The 14,637-nt window shown below is 71.5% G+C and carries 12 protein-coding genes and 1 tRNA gene; 2 read left to right on the top strand and 11 right to left on the bottom strand.

The window, feature by feature from the left end; genetic code table 11:
• Position 1: 1 nt before the first annotated feature.
• From ppsA to J2X64_RS11145, 7 genes are all read right to left on the bottom strand, one after another.
• Positions 2-2,386, bottom strand: coding sequence for a phosphoenolpyruvate synthase (ppsA, locus tag J2X64_RS11175; protein ID WP_310153940.1), 2,385 nt, complete (start codon positions 2,384-2,386; stop codon positions 2-4).
• Positions 2,387-2,419: 33 nt separating this feature from the next.
• Positions 2,420-3,256, bottom strand: coding sequence for a pyruvate, phosphate dikinase/phosphoenolpyruvate synthase regulator (locus tag J2X64_RS11170; RefSeq protein WP_310153937.1), 837 nt, complete (start codon positions 3,254-3,256; stop codon positions 2,420-2,422).
• Positions 3,257-3,346: 90 nt separating this feature from the next.
• Positions 3,347-4,054 carry a nucleoside/nucleotide kinase family protein gene (locus tag J2X64_RS11165; protein ID WP_310153935.1) on the bottom strand — a complete coding sequence of 236 codons (708 nt, stop codon included), beginning with the start codon at positions 4,052-4,054 and terminating at the stop codon, positions 3,347-3,349.
• Positions 4,051-4,443, bottom strand: a complete 393-nt coding sequence (locus tag J2X64_RS11160) for a universal stress protein (protein ID WP_310153933.1) — start codon at positions 4,441-4,443, stop codon at positions 4,051-4,053. Before J2X64_RS11160 ends, J2X64_RS11165 begins: the two co-directional genes overlap by 4 nt.
• On the bottom strand, positions 4,440-5,294 hold the full coding sequence (locus J2X64_RS11155) for an ATP-binding cassette domain-containing protein (protein ID WP_310153930.1): 855 nt from the start codon (positions 5,292-5,294) through the stop codon (positions 4,440-4,442). Before J2X64_RS11155 ends, J2X64_RS11160 begins: the two co-directional genes overlap by 4 nt.
• On the bottom strand, positions 5,294-6,292 hold the full coding sequence (locus J2X64_RS11150; protein ID WP_310153927.1) for an ABC transporter permease: 999 nt from the start codon (positions 6,290-6,292) through the stop codon (positions 5,294-5,296). The genes J2X64_RS11155 and J2X64_RS11150 overlap by 1 nt, the downstream gene beginning before the upstream one ends.
• A gap of 2 nt (positions 6,293-6,294) precedes the next feature.
• A complete protein-coding gene (locus J2X64_RS11145; protein WP_310153924.1) occupies positions 6,295-7,332 on the bottom strand; it encodes a substrate-binding domain-containing protein in 1,038 nt (345 codons plus the stop codon).
• 160 nt (positions 7,333-7,492) lie between these two features.
• Between J2X64_RS11145 and J2X64_RS11140 the strand changes: the two genes are divergently transcribed.
• Entirely contained in the window at positions 7,493-8,521 is a 1,029-nt protein-coding gene (locus tag J2X64_RS11140) for a LacI family DNA-binding transcriptional regulator (RefSeq protein WP_310153921.1), read from the top strand.
• 72 nt (positions 8,522-8,593) lie between these two features.
• Here the strand turns inward: J2X64_RS11140 and J2X64_RS11135 are convergent.
• Positions 8,594-8,674, bottom strand: a tRNA-Tyr gene (locus tag J2X64_RS11135).
• A gap of 102 nt (positions 8,675-8,776) precedes the next feature.
• On the opposite strand from J2X64_RS11135, the gene J2X64_RS11130 reads away from it, so the two are divergent.
• A complete protein-coding gene (locus tag J2X64_RS11130; protein ID WP_310153918.1) occupies positions 8,777-9,277 on the top strand; it encodes a YajQ family cyclic di-GMP-binding protein in 501 nt (166 codons plus the stop codon).
• Positions 9,278-9,523: 246 nt separating this feature from the next.
• Here J2X64_RS11130 and J2X64_RS11125 read toward each other — a convergent pair whose 3' ends face one another.
• From J2X64_RS11125 to J2X64_RS11115, 3 genes are all read right to left on the bottom strand, one after another.
• Positions 9,524-11,683 carry a carboxypeptidase-like regulatory domain-containing protein gene (locus J2X64_RS11125; RefSeq protein ID WP_310153916.1) on the bottom strand — a complete coding sequence of 720 codons (2,160 nt, stop codon included), beginning with the start codon at positions 11,681-11,683 and terminating at the stop codon, positions 9,524-9,526.
• A gap of 229 nt (positions 11,684-11,912) precedes the next feature.
• Positions 11,913-14,126: a catalase/peroxidase HPI gene (gene katG / locus J2X64_RS11120; protein ID WP_310153913.1), complete on the bottom strand. Its 2,214-nt coding sequence runs from the start codon at positions 14,124-14,126 to the stop codon at positions 11,913-11,915.
• Positions 14,127-14,214: 88 nt separating this feature from the next.
• Complete coding sequence (locus J2X64_RS11115; protein WP_310153910.1) at positions 14,215-14,634, bottom strand: Fur family transcriptional regulator; 420 nt, start codon at positions 14,632-14,634, stop codon at positions 14,215-14,217.
• Positions 14,635-14,637: the final 3 nt, after the last annotated feature.

Genomic DNA, 14,637 nt, shown 5'->3' with positions numbered 1-14,637 from the left:
GTCAGCCCGCGTGCTTGGCCAGGGCGAGCCAGGTCTCGACGACGGTGTCGGGGTTGAGCGACATCGACTCGATGCCCTGGTCCATGAGCCACTCCGCGAGGTCCGGGTGGTCCGACGGGCCCTGGCCGCAGATGCCGATGTACTTGCCCTGCGTGCGGCAGGCCTCGATCGCCATGGCGAGCATCTTCTTCACCGCGGGGTCGCGCTCGTCGAAGGCGTCGGCAACCAGGGCCGAGTCGCGGTCCAGGCCGAGGGTCAGCTGGGTCAGGTCGTTCGACCCGATCGAGAACCCGTCGAAGTGCTCGAGGAACTCCTCGGCGTTGACGGCGTTCGACGGGACCTCGCACATCATGACGACCTGCAGGTCGTTCTCGCCGCGGCGCAGCCCGTTCTGGCCCAGCAGGTCGATGACACCCTTGGCCTCGGCGATCGTGCGCACGAACGGGATCATCACCTTGACGTTGGTCAGCCCCATCTCGTCGCGAACGAGGCGCAGCGCCTCGCACTCCATCGCGAAGCACTCGGCGAACTCCGGCGACAGGTACCGCGCCGCGCCGCGGTACCCGATCATCGGGTTCTCCTCGTGCGGCTCGTAGCGGGACCCGCCCAGCAGGCCGGCATACTCGTTGGACTTGAAGTCGGACATGCGCACGATCACCGGCTCCGGTGCGAAGGCGGCCGCCAGCATCGAGACGCCTTCGGCGACGCGCTTGACGAAGAAGTCGCGCGGGCTGTCGTAGGCGGCGATGAGCGACTCGACCTCCGCCTTGACCGCGGGCTCCTGGTCCTCGAGCTCGAGCAGCGCCTTGGGGTGGATGCCGATCTGGCGGTTGATGATGAACTCGAGGCGGGCCAGGCCGACACCGCGGTTCGGCAGCCGGGAGAACTCGAACGCCTGGTCCGGGGTGCCGACGTTCATCATGACCTTGACCGGCAGCTCGGGCATGTCGTCCAGCGCCGTCTCCGTGACGGTGAACTCCATCATCCCCTCGTAGACGCGGCCGGTGTCGCCCTCGGCCGCGGAGACGGTGACCTCCTGCCCCTCCTGCAGGCTGGTCGTCGCGGTGCCGGTCCCCACGACGGCGGGGATGCCGAGCTCGCGGGCGATGATCGCGGCGTGGCAGGTGCGGCCGCCCCGGTTGGTGACGATCGCGCTGGCACGCTTCATGATCGGCTCCCAGTCGGGGTCGGTCATGTCGGCCACGAGCACCTCGCCGGCGACGAAGTCGTGCATCTGCTCCGCCGAGGTCAGCACCCGCACCGCGCCGGCGCCGATCTTCTGCCCGATGGCGCGGCCCTCGACGAGGACGGTGCCGCGCTCGTCGAGCCGGTACCGCTGCAGCGACGACCCGGTCTGGCGCGACTTCACCGTCTCGGGGCGCGCCTGCAGGACGTAGAGCAGGCCGTCGACGCCGTCCTTGCCCCACTCGATGTCCATGGGGCGGCCGTAGTGCTCCTCGATGGCCAGCGCGTGCCGGGCCAGCTCGGTGACCTCGTCGTCGGTGAGGCTGAGCCGCTGGCGGTCTGCCTCGTCGACGTCGACGAACTCGATCGTGCGACCGACCTCGGTGTCGGAGGTGTAGACCATCTTGGTCGCCTTGGCGCCCAGGCCACGCTTGAGGATCGCCGGCCGGCCCTCGCGCAGCGCCGGCTTGTAGACGTAGAACTCGTCCGGGTTCACGGCGCCCTGCACGACCGCCTCGCCGAGCCCGTAGCTGCTCGTGACGAACACCGCGTCGGGGAAGCCGGACTCGGTGTCGATGGTGAACATGACACCGGAGGAGCCGATGTCGGAGCGGACCATGCGCTGGACCCCGGCCGAGAGCGCGACGGCCGCGTGGTCGAAGTCGCTGTGCACGCGGTAGGCGATGGCGCGGTCGTTGTAGAGCGAGGCGAAGACCCGCTTGATGGCCAGCAGGATCGAGTCGATCCCGCGCACGTTGAGGAACGTCTCCTGCTGCCCCGCGAACGACGCGTCCGGCAGGTCCTCCGCCGTGGCGCTGGAGCGCACCGCGAAGCTCACCTCGTCGCCGTGGTCCCCCACCAGCCGCTCGTATGCCGTGCGGATCTCGTCCTCGAGGTCGGCCGGGAAGGGCTGCTGCTCGACGGCCTCGCGGATCCGGGCGCCCACGTCGGCGAGCGCCCTGGTGTCCTCGACGTCGAGGCTGTCGAGCAGGCCGTTCACGGTGTCGACCAGCCCCTCGTGGGCCAGGAACCGCCGGTAGGCCTCCGCGGTCGTGGCGAAGCCGTCGGGCACCCGCACGCCCGCGGCCGAGAGGTGCTGGACCATCTCGCCGAGGGAGGCGTTCTTGCCGCCGACCGTCTCCACGTCGTCCAGACCGAGGTCTGCGAACCACACGATGTTGGCGGAGTCGTTGCGGGTCAAGGCGTTCCTTTCGGTGTGCGGCGGGGTGCCGCGTCAGCTGGGGGCGGGCAGCGTGCTGCTCTGCATGATGACGGCGGCCATCTCCTCCACCGACATCGAGGCGGAGTTGATGGACGGTATGCGGTGGGCTCGGTACAGCGCCTCGGCGCGGCGCAGCTCGTAGCTGCACTGGGCGAGGGTGGCGTAGGTGGACCCCGGGCGGCGCTCCCCCCGCACCTGGCTGAGGCGGGCCGGCGTCGACAACAGGCCGAAGCACCGGTCGACGAGGCCGCGGACCGGCCGGGGTAGCCCGCCGGACTCGAAGTCCTCCTCGACCAGCGGGTAGTTGGCGACCTTGATGCCGTGCTGGAGGGCAAGGTACATCGACGTCGGCGTCTTGCCGCAGCGCGACGGCGCGATGAGGATCAGGTCGGCGGCCTCGAGGTGGCGCAGGCTGGCGCCGTCGTCGTGCTCCATGGCGTACTCGATGGCCTTCATCCGCGCGTCGTAGCGCCGCTGGTCGCCGAGCCCGTGCAGCGCCGCCACCCCGTGGGCCGCGTTGACGTGCAGCACCCGCTCGATGGTGTCGAGGTGCGAGCCGAAGAGGTCGATGAAGGCGGCCTTGGTCTCCTGCAGGGCCATCCGGACGTCGTCGTCCGAGACGGTGGAGAACACCAGTGGCGAGACCGACTCGGTCACGGCGGCGTCGAGCTCGGCGACGACCGACCGGGCCTGCTGCACTGTCGTGATGAAGGGGAACTTGCGCCGGACGAACCGCACGGACGGGAACTGCTGCAGCATGAGGTTGCCCAGCGTCTCGGCGGAGATGCCGGTGCCACCGGCCACGAAGAAGACGGGGGTCGCCGGGGCGTCCTCGCGGGTGGTCTCCATCGTCCTCCTCTCCGGGACGGCCGCACCCTCGCTGGCGCGGCCGTGGGCCGATCGTGGCAGCCCACACCCCTCGGACGCCAGTTGGCCCAGCTACCCCCGGGACGAGGGTCGAACTTCGTCGGCGGCGACGCTCCCCGCACCCTCGCCGTCCGCGCGGACCACCAGGTCCGCGCGGACGCGCGTGCGCCGGACCAGCTCGGCGTTGACCTGGTCGTGGGTCCGCGCCCGCTCCCAGGCCTGGGCCTCGGCCCGCCCGTAGGACCGGTGCCGATCCGCGAGCCGCCGCAGTCGCTCGTCGTGGTCGAGGTCGAGGTACCAGACCGCGTCGAGGTGCCGGCGCACCTCGAGCCACGGGTGCTCGTCGAGCAGGAGGTAGTTGCCCTCCACCAGCACCACGGGGGTGTCCCGCGAGATGGCGATCCGGGCCGCGATGGACTCGTCGTGCTCGCGCAGGAACTCCGGCGCGTAGACCACGTCCTCCCGCTGGTCGCGCAGCCGCTCGAGGAGCTGCACGAAGCCGTGCGCGTCGAAGGTCTCGGGCGCTCCCTTGCGCTCGCGCAGGCCCAGGTCGTCCAGCACCTTGTTGGAGAGGTGGAAGCCGTCCATGGGTGCGGGTGCGGCGTCAGGCCCGAGGGCGTCGACCAGCTCCGCGACGAGCGTCGACTTGCCGGCGCCGGGCTCGCCGACCACGCCGACGATGGTGCGCCGGCCGGGGGCCGCGACGGCCCGCAGCCGACCGATGAGGTCGCGGAGGTGCTCGACGTCCCGCGGCGCGACGGGCGGGGCCTGCGAGCTCACGGCGCCTTGACCGCGAGCACCGCGCACTCGGCGTCGAGCAGCACCCGCTGCGCGGTGCTGCCCGTGACGAGCTTGCCGACGGGCGAGCGGCGACGGACCCCGATGACGATGAGGTCGGCCGAGACCTCCTCGGCCGCGGCGAGGATCTCCTGCGCGGCCGAGGACGCCGCCGTGGGCTGCCGGATCTCGTGCTCGAGCCCGAGACCGTCCAGCTTGGCGTCCAGGGCGTCGAGGTCCGCGGCCCTGGCGAACAGCGGGTGGGCGTTGTCGCCGTGGTGGCCGGTGTTCACGACGACGAGGCGTGCGTGGTCCCGCTGGGCGAACGCGATCGCGTGGTCGACCGCCGCCAGGCCCTCCGGGGTGGGGATGTAGCCGACCACGACGGTCACGACGCCCCACCTCCTCGCGCGGCACCGGCGCCGGCGATGTCGACGTCCGCGGGGATCTCCTCGGCGCCGGTGATGAACGAGACGACGTCGCTCATCGACACCCGGCTCGGCTCGACCACGCCGGCACGCCGCCCGAGCCGGTGGACGTGGATGCGGTCGGACACCTCGAACACGGCCGGCATGTCGTGGCTGATGAGGACGACCGGCAGGCCGCGCTCCTTGATCCGCCGGATCAGCTCGAGCACCTGGGCCGTCTCGCGGACGCCGAGGGCAGCGGTCGGCTCGTCCATGATGACGACCTTGCTGCCGAACATCGCGGCCCGGGCCACGGCCACCGCCTGGCGCTGGCCACCCGAGAGCGTCTCGACGGTCTGGGAGATGTCCTGGATGGTGGCGATGCCGAGCGAGTTGAGCTCGTCGCGGGCCGCGGCGCGCATGCCCTTCTTGTCGAGCAGCCGGAACCTGCCGAGCACGCCCTCGCGCCGTCGCTCGCGCCCGAGGAACAGGTTGCTCGCGATGTCGAGGGCCGGCGCGACCGCGAGGGTCTGGTACACCGTCTCGATCCCCTTGCGGCGCGCGTCGATCGGCGAGTGGAACCGGACCTCGTCGCCGTCGAGGGTGATGGTCCCCGCGTCGGGCTGGAGGGCGCCGGTGAGCGCCTTGACGAGGCTGGACTTGCCGGCCCCGTTGTCCCCGACGATGGCCAGCACCTCACCGGGGTAGAGGTCGAAGTCCGCGCCGTTGATGGCCGTCACGTGGCCGTACCGCTTGACCAGGCCGCGGCCGGTCATCACGGGCTCGCGGGTGGCGGTGCCGCCCGGTGCGCTCTCGCTTCGCGTCACGGTGTCCATCACGCCCTCCTGCGGGTCGCCTGGTCGAACGCGACGGCTGCGATGACGAGCACGCCGGTCGCGAGGTTCTGGTAGTTGGAGTCGATGCCCATCTGCGTCAGGCCACTGCGCAGGATCGCGACGATCAGGGCGCCGACCACCGTGCCGATCACGCCACCGCGCCCACCGAACAGGCTCGTGCCGCCGATGACGACCGCGGTGATGCTGTCGAGGTTGCCGGTCTGGTAGGCGTTGGGGTCCGCCGTCGGCGTGCGGCCCAGGGCCATCCACGCGGCGAACCCGTAGATCAGCCCGGCCACGAGGTAGACGCTCACGAGCGTCCGGTCGATGTGGATGCCGGTGAGGCGGGCCGCCTCGGGCTCGTTGCCCACGGCATACACGTGCCTGCCCCACGCCGTCTTGCCCAGGACGAACCACATGACCGCGAACAGGATCGCCGCGAGGATCATGCCGAGCGTGAACTGGACGCGCCCGAAGAGGTAGAGCGACGTGCCGAGCCAGGTGAGTGCACCGTCCGGGACCGCGAAGGTGGTGCCCGTGCTGTAGAGGTTCGTCACCGCGGTCATCACGGCGAGCATGCCGAGGGTGACGATGAACGGGGGCAGCTTGACCCTGGTGACGAGCAGGCCGGAGATCGTCGCCGCGATCGTGCACGCGACCAGGCCGGCGAGGATGGCCAGGCCGCTCGGCAGGCCGCCGATGGTCAGCCGGGTCAGCAGGAGCGTCCCGAACACGGCGATGGCCGCGTTCGCGAGGTCGATGCCGGCCGTGAGGATGACCAGCGTCTGGCCCAGCGCGAGGGTCCCGATGACGACGGACTGCTGGACGATCAGCGAGAAGTTGTCGATGTTGAAGAACGTGCTCGTGCTGACCGAGAAGAACACGATGGCGATGACGAGCGCGGCCGTCGGCCCGAGGACGGGGTTGCGGGCGAACGCCCTGCGTATGCCGTCGCCGCGGCTCCGGTGCTGGGTGGCGGTTCCCGAGGTGGTCGACATGGTCAGCCCCAGCAGTTCGCGGCGCCCCAGGTCGTGTCCTTGGACTCGACGCCGGGAACGGGCTTGTCGGTGATGAGGGTGGCGCCGGTGTCGATGAAGCCGCTGGGCTTGGTGCCCGACTTGGCGTACTCGACGACGGCCTTGACGCCGTCCTCGGCCATCTTCTTCGGGAACTGCATGACGGTGGCCACGAACTGGCCGTCCTTGACGTTCTGCACGCCGGCGCAGCCGCCGTCGATGGCGCCGACGATGACCTTGTCGGCGATGCCCTTCTCCTTGAGCGCCTGGTAGGCGCCCCGGGCGGCCGGCTCGTTGATGTTGTAGACGACGTTGACCTGGCCGCCGACGCGCTGCAGGAGGTTCTCCATGGCCGCCTGCGCCTTGGTCTGGTCACCCTGCGTCAGCGCGCTGCCGATGATGTCGGGCGTCTTGAGCGGCAGGCCCATCCCCTCGAGGAAGCCGTTGTGCCGCTGGATGCCGACCGAGGCGCTGGGGTCGAGGTCCATCGCGACGATCTGCGGCTTGGTGCTGCCCATGCGCGCCTTGACGTACTGGCCGAGCAGCTTGCCTGCCTGCTCGTTGTTCGTGGCGTAGGTCGCGGCGACGGCGTCGGGCGGCGTGGTCGCCGTGTCGAGCGCGATCACGATGACGCCGGCGTCCTGCGCCTTCTTGATCGCACCCAGCACACCGGCGGAGTTGCTCGGCGTGATGAGGATGCCCTTGACGCCCTGCTGCACGAGGTTCTCGATGGCGGTGACCTGCCCGGCGTTGTCGCCGTCGAACTTGCCGGCGAGGGCGATCAGGGTGTCGCCGTTCTTCTGCGCCTCGGCCTTGGCCGACTCGCGCAGCTTGACGAAGTAGGGGTTGCTGTCGGTCTTGGTGACCAGCCCGATCTTGATCGGGCCCTTGGACCCCCCGCTGCTGCCGACGGCGCCCGGTCCGGACGTCTTCGTGGTGCTGCAGGCACCGAGGGCGAGGGCCGTCGTCGATGCGAGTGCGACGGCCGCTGCAGCCGTCCGCGTCCTGCTGTGCCGGTTCATGTGCGTTCTCCTGGATCGAGGCCTAAGCGGCGTTGGTCGGGACTCGTGACCTTCGGCGTGATACCTCCGGACGTCCGTCACAGTAGGAGCGCGGACCGCCCGGGAGAATGGTTTGCGCAAATGCTTGCGCGAAAACTCGACGGCCCGGCACGATGCCACGGTGAGGCCTCCGCGGCGTACTCCTCGACTCGCAGACGTCGCCAAGCTGGCGGGGGTCTCGATCTCGACCGTGTCCCACGTCGTCAACGGGACCCGGTTCGTCTCCCCCGACACCCGCGACCGGGTCCGGCAGGCGATGACCAGCCTCGACTACGAGCCCCCGCCCCTTGCCGTGCGCAGCCGGTCGGGCCGCGCCATCGGCCTCGCCATCACGGGCGCTTCCAGCCCCTACTTCGCCGAGCTCATCCAGGGCGTGGAGTCCGAGGCGAGCCGCGCCGGTTTCGCGCTGCTGCTGTGCGACACCCACGACGACGTGCAGCGCGAGGCGGATGCCGTGTCGATGTTGTTGGCGCACAACGTCGAGGCGATCGTCATCGCCCCCACCAAGGGCTTCCAGTCCGAGACGCTGCCGCTCTTGCGCAAGCACGAGACGCCGTTCGTCTTCGTCGACCGCATGAGCGACGTCCGCTGCGACCAGGTGGGCACCGAGAACGAGGCCGTGTCCGTCGCGCTCGTCGAGCACCTGCTCGAGCTGGGGCACCGCAGGGTCGGCATGCTCACAGGTCTCGAGGGACTGTCGACGACGCAGGAGCGCTGGCGCGGCTACGTCAGGGCACATGAGCTCGCCGACGTGCCGATCGACCCGCGGCTCGTCGTACCCGCCCACTCGACCGTCGGCGGTGGCCGCGCGGGCACCACGGCCATGCTGCGGCTGGACGAGCCACCGACCGCGATCTTCAGCGGCAACAACGCCATGACCATCGGCGCACTGCTGGCACTCAAGCAGGGCGGTCGGCGGGTGCCGGAGGACGTCGCCCTCGTGACGTTCGACGACTTCGAGTGGGCCAGCGCCATGTCACCCGCGCTGACCGCCGCCGCCCAGCCGTTCCACGCCATGGGGGCACAGGCGGTCCAGCTGCTCATGCGCCGGTTGGAGGACCCCTTCGCCCCACGCCGGGTGGTCCGGCTGCCCGTGGAGATCGAGCACCGGGAGAGCTGCGGCTGTCGCGCGGAGCCGGCCACGACCTGACGACGTCGCGTCACATGGCGAAGGGCCCCGGACCGGCGTCTCCGCTGGTCAGGGGCCCTTCGCTGCACAGGGTGGCGGGTGAAGGATTCGAACCTTCGAAGCTTTCGCGACGGATTTACAGTCCGCTCCCATTGGCCGCTCGGGCAACCCGCCTGGTGCGCGTGGAAGGATAGCAAGGACCACCACGATTGCCGAAACCGGCGCCGGCGTGGCCTGCCCGCACGGGGCCGCCGGCGCCACAGGAAGGACCCACCCATGGCCGACAGCTCGTTCGACATCGTCAGCAAGATCGACCACCAGGAGGTCGCCAACGCCCTCAACAGCGCCTCGCGCGAGGTCGCCACGCGGTACGACTTCAAGAACGTTGGCGCCTCGATCGAGGCCAGCGGCCAGGACAAGGTGATCATCAAGGCCAACACCGAGGAGCGCGCCAACGCCGTCCTCGACGTCTTCCAGACCTGGTTGGTCAAGCGCAAGGTCTCGCTCAAGCACCTCGACGTCCCCGAGCGCGGGCCGCAGCTCTCCGGCAAGGAGTACCGCCTCGAGCTGGGCCTCAAGGAGGGCATCAGCCAGGAGAACGCCAAGAAGATCAACAAGATCATCCGCGACGAGGGCCCCAAGTCGGTCAAGTCGCAGATCCAGGGCGACGAGCTGCGGGTCACCAGCAAGTCGCGCGACGACCTGCAGGCGGTGCAGGCGCTGCTCAAGGGCAAGGACGACCTCGACGTCGCACTGACCTTCACCAACTACCGCTGAGCCGCGCGGGCGCCGCCGCGCCCATCGAACCCGGCCGGTGACACAGGTGTGGGGGGGGGGGGGGGGGCCCCCCCCCCCCCCCCCGGGGGGGGGGGGGGGGGGGGGCGGGGGCGCGCCCCCCCCCCCTCCAAAACCCCCCCCCCCGCGGGGCGGGGGGGGCGGCCCCCCCCCCCCCCCCCGGGGGCCCCCCCCCCCGGGGGGGGGGGGGGCCCCCCCCCCCCCCCCCACACCTGTGTCGGGAGCCGGTCAGGGCAGGTGCACCGTCACCTGCGCCTGCTCCCCGACCCCGAGCGGGACGGCCGTGGCGTGCGCACGGTCGGTCGCCCCGTCGTACCACCACGACTGACCCGTCTCGGGATCCATCAGCTGGAGCGTGAAGCTGCCGGCCGGCAGGGCGCTCGTCGTGAAGTCCGGACCGCCGAAGACGTCGAAGTCGCCGATGTACGACCCGTCCGCGGCGAAGACCTGGCCCACGAGGTAGTGGTCGACCGGGCTGCCGTCCGCCTGGAGCACCGTGCCCGAGATCTTCGAGGCGGGCGCCAGCTGGGCGTCGAACCGTACGTCCTTGAGCGCCTTGACCTTGAACGACTGCGCGGTCGCGGCGGTCGTCGCGTTCCCCGACCACTCGGGCGCGAGGTCGCCGGAGTAGTTCTCCGTGTAGACGAACGCGGTGTACGTCCCCGGCGGCACCCCGTGCACGGTGTACCGGCCGTCCGCGCCCGTCTTGGCGCTCCAGCGGCCCTCGCCGGGACCGGCCCGGCCCGGGTAGCCGCCGCCCACGTTGACCCAGGCGTCGGCCACGGGCTGCCCGTCGGGTCCGGTGATGGTGCCGCTGACCGTGCCGCCCGGCATCATCTGCACGTTCCGGACGGAGGTCGTCGCCCCCGCCTTGACCGTGATGAGGTCGGCGGTCGCCTGCGACGTCGCCTTGAACGCCCAGGTGAGCGAGTAGGCGGAGTCCTGCGTCACCTGCTGGACGGCGAGGGTGAGGGCGCCTGCCGGCAGCCCGTGCACGCTCCAGCGACCGTCGGCGCCGCTGCACTCGGACACCGAGCCCCGGACCCAGCCCCCGGCGCGGCCGAGGTAGGCGTTGGGGCAGACGTCGGACAGGACGGCGCCGGTCTTGGCGTCGACCGCGAGCCCGGTGAGGGTGGCGCCGGCGGCGAGCGAGGCGTCGACCGTCGCAGGCGTGCCGCGGGTCACGGAGAACTCGGCAGCCTGCCCCACGACCCTGGTGTCGCCCGAGAACTCAGAGACGTACCGCCCCTGCGGGTCGGTGAACTCGGCGATGTAGTCGCCCGCCTGGCTGACGTCGACCGAGTAGGCGCCGGTGTCGTCGGCGCAGCCCTCGCCCGCCCACTGGAGGTTGTCGACGTCGTCCCCGGGCGCGTACACGGTGACGCACGCACCGCCGACCGGCTGGCCCGTGGCGTCGCTGCGGACCGTGCCCTGCACCTTGGCGGCGGCCAGGAACCGGTCGTCGACCTGCACGGTGTCGCCCGCGGCGACCGTGAAGTGGTCGGCGGCGTCGGGCGTCGTCTGGCCGAACGCCCACTGGCTGGCGGGCCAGTCGGTGAACTGGACGGTGTACTCGCCCGGTCGGACCAGGGCGCTCCAGTGGCCGCTGTCGTCGGTCTGGGCGAATGCCTCGGTGCGGGCGTTCTCGCCCGTGGTCGAGACGTCCAGCTGCGCCCACTGGGCCGGCTGGCCGTCGACGCGCGTCAGCGTGCCCTGCAGGTGACCACCGAGCGCCAGGCCCACGTCCACGGTCGCCGGGGCGGTCACCGCCCGGGCCTGCTCGAAGGACGTCGCGTCCTGCGCCCACTCGCCCACGTGCTGGTCGTCGTACGCGCTGACGTCGACCTTGTACCCCGTGCCGGCCACCAGCCGGCCGACCGACCAGGTGCCGTCGTCACCCGCGCACGCCGACCCGGCGAAGTCCTGCGCCTCGGTGTACACCTCCACACACCCCGCCACGGGGGCGCCCGTGTCGTCGGCGGTGATGGTCCCGCCGAGCTGGGCGTCGCCCACCTCCCGCGAGTACGCCAGGGCGGTGTCCACCGTCGCCGGCGCCGTCACCGCCGTGGCCTCGTCGAAGGACGTGCCTCCCCCGCTCCACTGCGTGGCGTAGACGGAGTCCTGGCCGTAGACCTCGACCTTGTAGGCCGTGCCGGACTCGACGCCGTCCACGACCCAGTGCCCGGTGTCGTCGCTGCAGCCGCCACCGACCCAGGTGTAGGCCAGGTCGTACACGTTGGCGCAGCCTGCCACGGGGGCCCCGGTGGCTGCGGACGTGATGGTGCCGTCGAGCTGTGATGGTTCCGCGTGCGCGGGGGCAGCGAGGACACCGGTGGCCAGCACGGCCGCCGCGACGATCCCCCCGACCCGCGAAAGTCGTGCGCGCATCTGCGCCGTCCTCCCCTGGGCGTGAATGAAGCGAGCGCAACCTAGCAGCGCGCCGCGGCGCCGTGGGGCTTCCTTGGCACAGTCCTTACCGACCGACTCACCCACCAGCCCCGCCCACCGACCTCACCCACGGCCCCTCGGGCCGGCCCCGGACGCGCGTATGCCGCGTGGTCGAGGTGACCACGCGGCATACGCGTGAGTGCGGCCGGGCCCGCGCCCGGCGGTGGGGTCAGCGCAGGTCGAAGCGGTCGAGCTCCATGACCTTGGCCCACGCGGCGGCGAAGTCCTGGACGAACTTCTCCTGGGCGTCGGCAGCGGCGTACACCTCGGCGATCGCCCGCAGCTGCGAGTTCGAGCCGATGACGAGGTCGACCGGGGTGGCGGTCCACCTCGTCTCGCCGGTGGCGGCGTCCGCGATCTCGTACACGTTCGGGTCGGTCTGGGAGGCCTTCCACTCGGTGCCGGGCGCGAGGAGGTTGACGAGGACGTCGTTCGTCAGGGCCCCGGCGCGCTCGGTGAGGACGCCGTGCTTCCCGTCACCCGCGGAGACGCCGAGCGCCCGCAGGCCGGCGACGAGCACCGTCATCTCCGGCGCGGAGAGCTGCAGCATGTACGCGCGGTCGAGCAGCAGCGTCTCCAGCGGCAGCTTCTCGCCCTCGCGGACGTAGTTGCGGAAGCCGTCGGCCCGCGGCTCGAGGACGGCGAACGACTCGACGTCCGTCTGCTCCTGCGTGGCGTCCGTGCGGCCGGGGGTGAACCGCACGCTGACCTCGTGGCCACCCACGCGGGCGGCCTGCTCCACGGCGGCGACGCCACCGAGGACGATGAGGTCGGCGAGCGAGATGCGCTTGCCCCCGGTCTGCTTGTCGTTGAACTCGCGCTGCACCTTCTCGAGCGCCTCGAGCGTGCGGGCGAGCTGCTCGGGGTTGTTGGCCTCCCAGCTGCGCTGCGGCTCCAGGCGGATGCGAGCGCCGTTGGCCCCACCACGCTTGTCGGTGCCGCGGAAGCTGGCCGCAGAGGCCCACGCGGTCTCCGCGAGCTGGGTGACGGTCAGGCCGGACTCCAGCAGGGCCGTCTTGAGCTGCTCGACGTCCGAGGCGTCGACGAGCTCGTGGTCGACGGCCGGCACCGGGTCCTGCCACACCTGGGCCTCGGGGACCCAGGGCCCGAGGAAGCGCGAGACCGGGCCCATGTCGCGGTGGAGCAGCTTGTACCAGGCCTTGGCGAACGCCAGCCGGAACTCCTCCGGGTTCTCGTGGAACCGCCGCGAGATCTGCTCGTAGGCCGGGTCGGTGCGCAGCGCGAGGTCGGTCGTCAGCATCGTGGGGCGGTGCTTCTTCGCCGGGTCGTGCGCGTCCGGGGTGATCTCGTCGGCGTCCTTGGCGACCCACTGCCACGCGCCGGCCGGGCTCTTGGTGAGCTCCCACTCGTGCCCGAACAGCCGGTCGAAGAAGCCGGTGCCCGCACCCCACTGGGTCGGCGTCGCGCTCCAGGTGACCTCGAGGCCGCTGGTGATGGTGTCGCCGGCCTTGCCGGAGCCGTAGGTGTTCTTCCAGCCCAGGCCCTGGTGGTCGATCGGGCAGCCCTCGGGCTCGCGGCCGACGTACTCGGCCGAGGCGGCGCCGTGGGTCTTGCCGAAGGAGTGGCCGCCGGCGATGAGGGCCACGGTCTCCTCGTCGTTCATCGCCATGCGGCGGAACGTCTCGCGGATGTCGCGCGCGGCCTTGAGCGGGTCGGGCTCGCCGTTGGGGCCCTCCGGGTTGACGTAGATGAGGCCCATCTGGACCGCGCCGAGCGGGTTCGAGAGGTCGCGCTCACCGCTGTAGCGCTCGTCGCCCAGCCAGGTGTCCTCCGGGCCCCAGTAGATCTCCTCGGGCTCGAAGATGTCCTCGCGCCCGAAGCCGAAGCCGAAGGTCTCGAAGCCCATCGACTCCAGGGCGACGTTGCCGGCGAGGACGAGCAGGTCGGCCCACGAGATCGCCGAGCCGTACTTCTGCTTGATCGGCCACAGCAGGCGGCGGGCCTTGTCGAGGTTGGCGTTGTCGGGCCAGCTGTTGAGGGGGGCGAAGCGCTGCGCGCCCTGGCCGCCACCACCGCGGCCGTCCTCGATGCGGTAGGTGCCCGCGGAGTGCCAGCTCATCCGGATGAACAGGCCGCCGTAGTGGCCGAAGTCGGCCGGCCACCAGTCCTGCGAGTCCGTCATGAGGGCGGTGAGGTCCGCCTTCAGCGCCTCGACGTCCAGGCCGGAGAAGGCCTGCTTGTAGTCGAACGACCCGCCCAGCGGGTTCGACGCCGGGTTGTGCTGGTGCAGCACCCGCAGGTCGAGCTGGTTGGGCCACCAGTCCTGGTTGGTGTGCGGCCGATGACCCTTGGGCTCGGGCGCGGGGATCGCCGGGTTCTCGCTCTCGCTGCCGTGCTGCTGCGTGGCGGACTGCTCGCTCACTCGGGTTGCCTCTCTCGTCGTTCTCTTCGGTGGGTCGGTGGGTTCGTCTGACAGTGGGTGTGCCGGGTGCCCGGCTCCGCGCCGCGCGTCAGGCGGCGCACTCGGGGCACAGGCCCCAGTAGGTCACCTCGGCCTCGTCGATCGTGAAGCCGTGGTCGTCGGAGGCGTCGAGGCAGGGGCGGTGGCCCACCGCGCAGTCGACGTCGGCGATGGCCCCGCAGGAGCGGCACACGACGTGGTGGTGGTTGTCGCCGACGCGGGACTCGTAGCGGGCGACCGACCCGGACGGCTGGATGCGACGGAGCAACCCGGCCGCGGTCAGCGCCCGCAGCACGTCGTAGACGGCCTGGGTGGAGACCTGGCCGAGCTCCTCGCGGACGGCCCCGACGATGACGTCGGTCTCGGCGTGGGGGTTCTCGTGCACCGCGGACAGCACCGCCAGCCGGGGGCGCGTCACGCGCAGCGACGCGGTGCGCAGGGCGCGCTCGGCATCGGTGCGGGACGGCATACC

Origin of the sequence: Phycicoccus sp. 3266, assembly GCF_031456495.1 — a bacterium.
GTDB lineage: Bacteria > Actinomycetota > Actinomycetes > Actinomycetales > Dermatophilaceae > Pedococcus.
The sequence above is the reverse complement of the archived record's forward strand: the minus strand, read 5'-3'. Positions and strand labels throughout refer to the sequence as shown.

Bases quoted from the DNA above. Each gene is read 5' to 3' on its own strand.
- J2X64_RS11170 (WP_310153937.1), bottom strand. From the start codon at position 3,256: ATGGAGACCACCCGCGAGGACGCCCCGGCGACCCCCGTCTTCTTCGTG.
- J2X64_RS11155 (WP_310153930.1), bottom strand. From the start codon at position 5,294: ATGGACACCGTGACGCGAAGCGAGAGCGCACCGGGCGGCACCGCCACC.
- J2X64_RS11150 (WP_310153927.1), bottom strand. From the start codon at position 6,292: ATGTCGACCACCTCGGGAACCGCCACCCAGCACCGGAGCCGCGGCGAC.
- J2X64_RS11145 (WP_310153924.1), bottom strand. From the start codon at position 7,332: ATGAACCGGCACAGCAGGACGCGGACGGCTGCAGCGGCCGTCGCACTC.
- J2X64_RS11130 (WP_310153918.1), top strand. From the start codon at position 8,777: ATGGCCGACAGCTCGTTCGACATCGTCAGCAAGATCGACCACCAGGAG.
- J2X64_RS11125 (WP_310153916.1), bottom strand. From the start codon at position 11,683: ATGCGCGCACGACTTTCGCGGGTCGGGGGGATCGTCGCGGCGGCCGTG.
- J2X64_RS11115 (WP_310153910.1), bottom strand. From the start codon at position 14,634: ATGCCGTCCCGCACCGATGCCGAGCGCGCCCTGCGCACCGCGTCGCTG.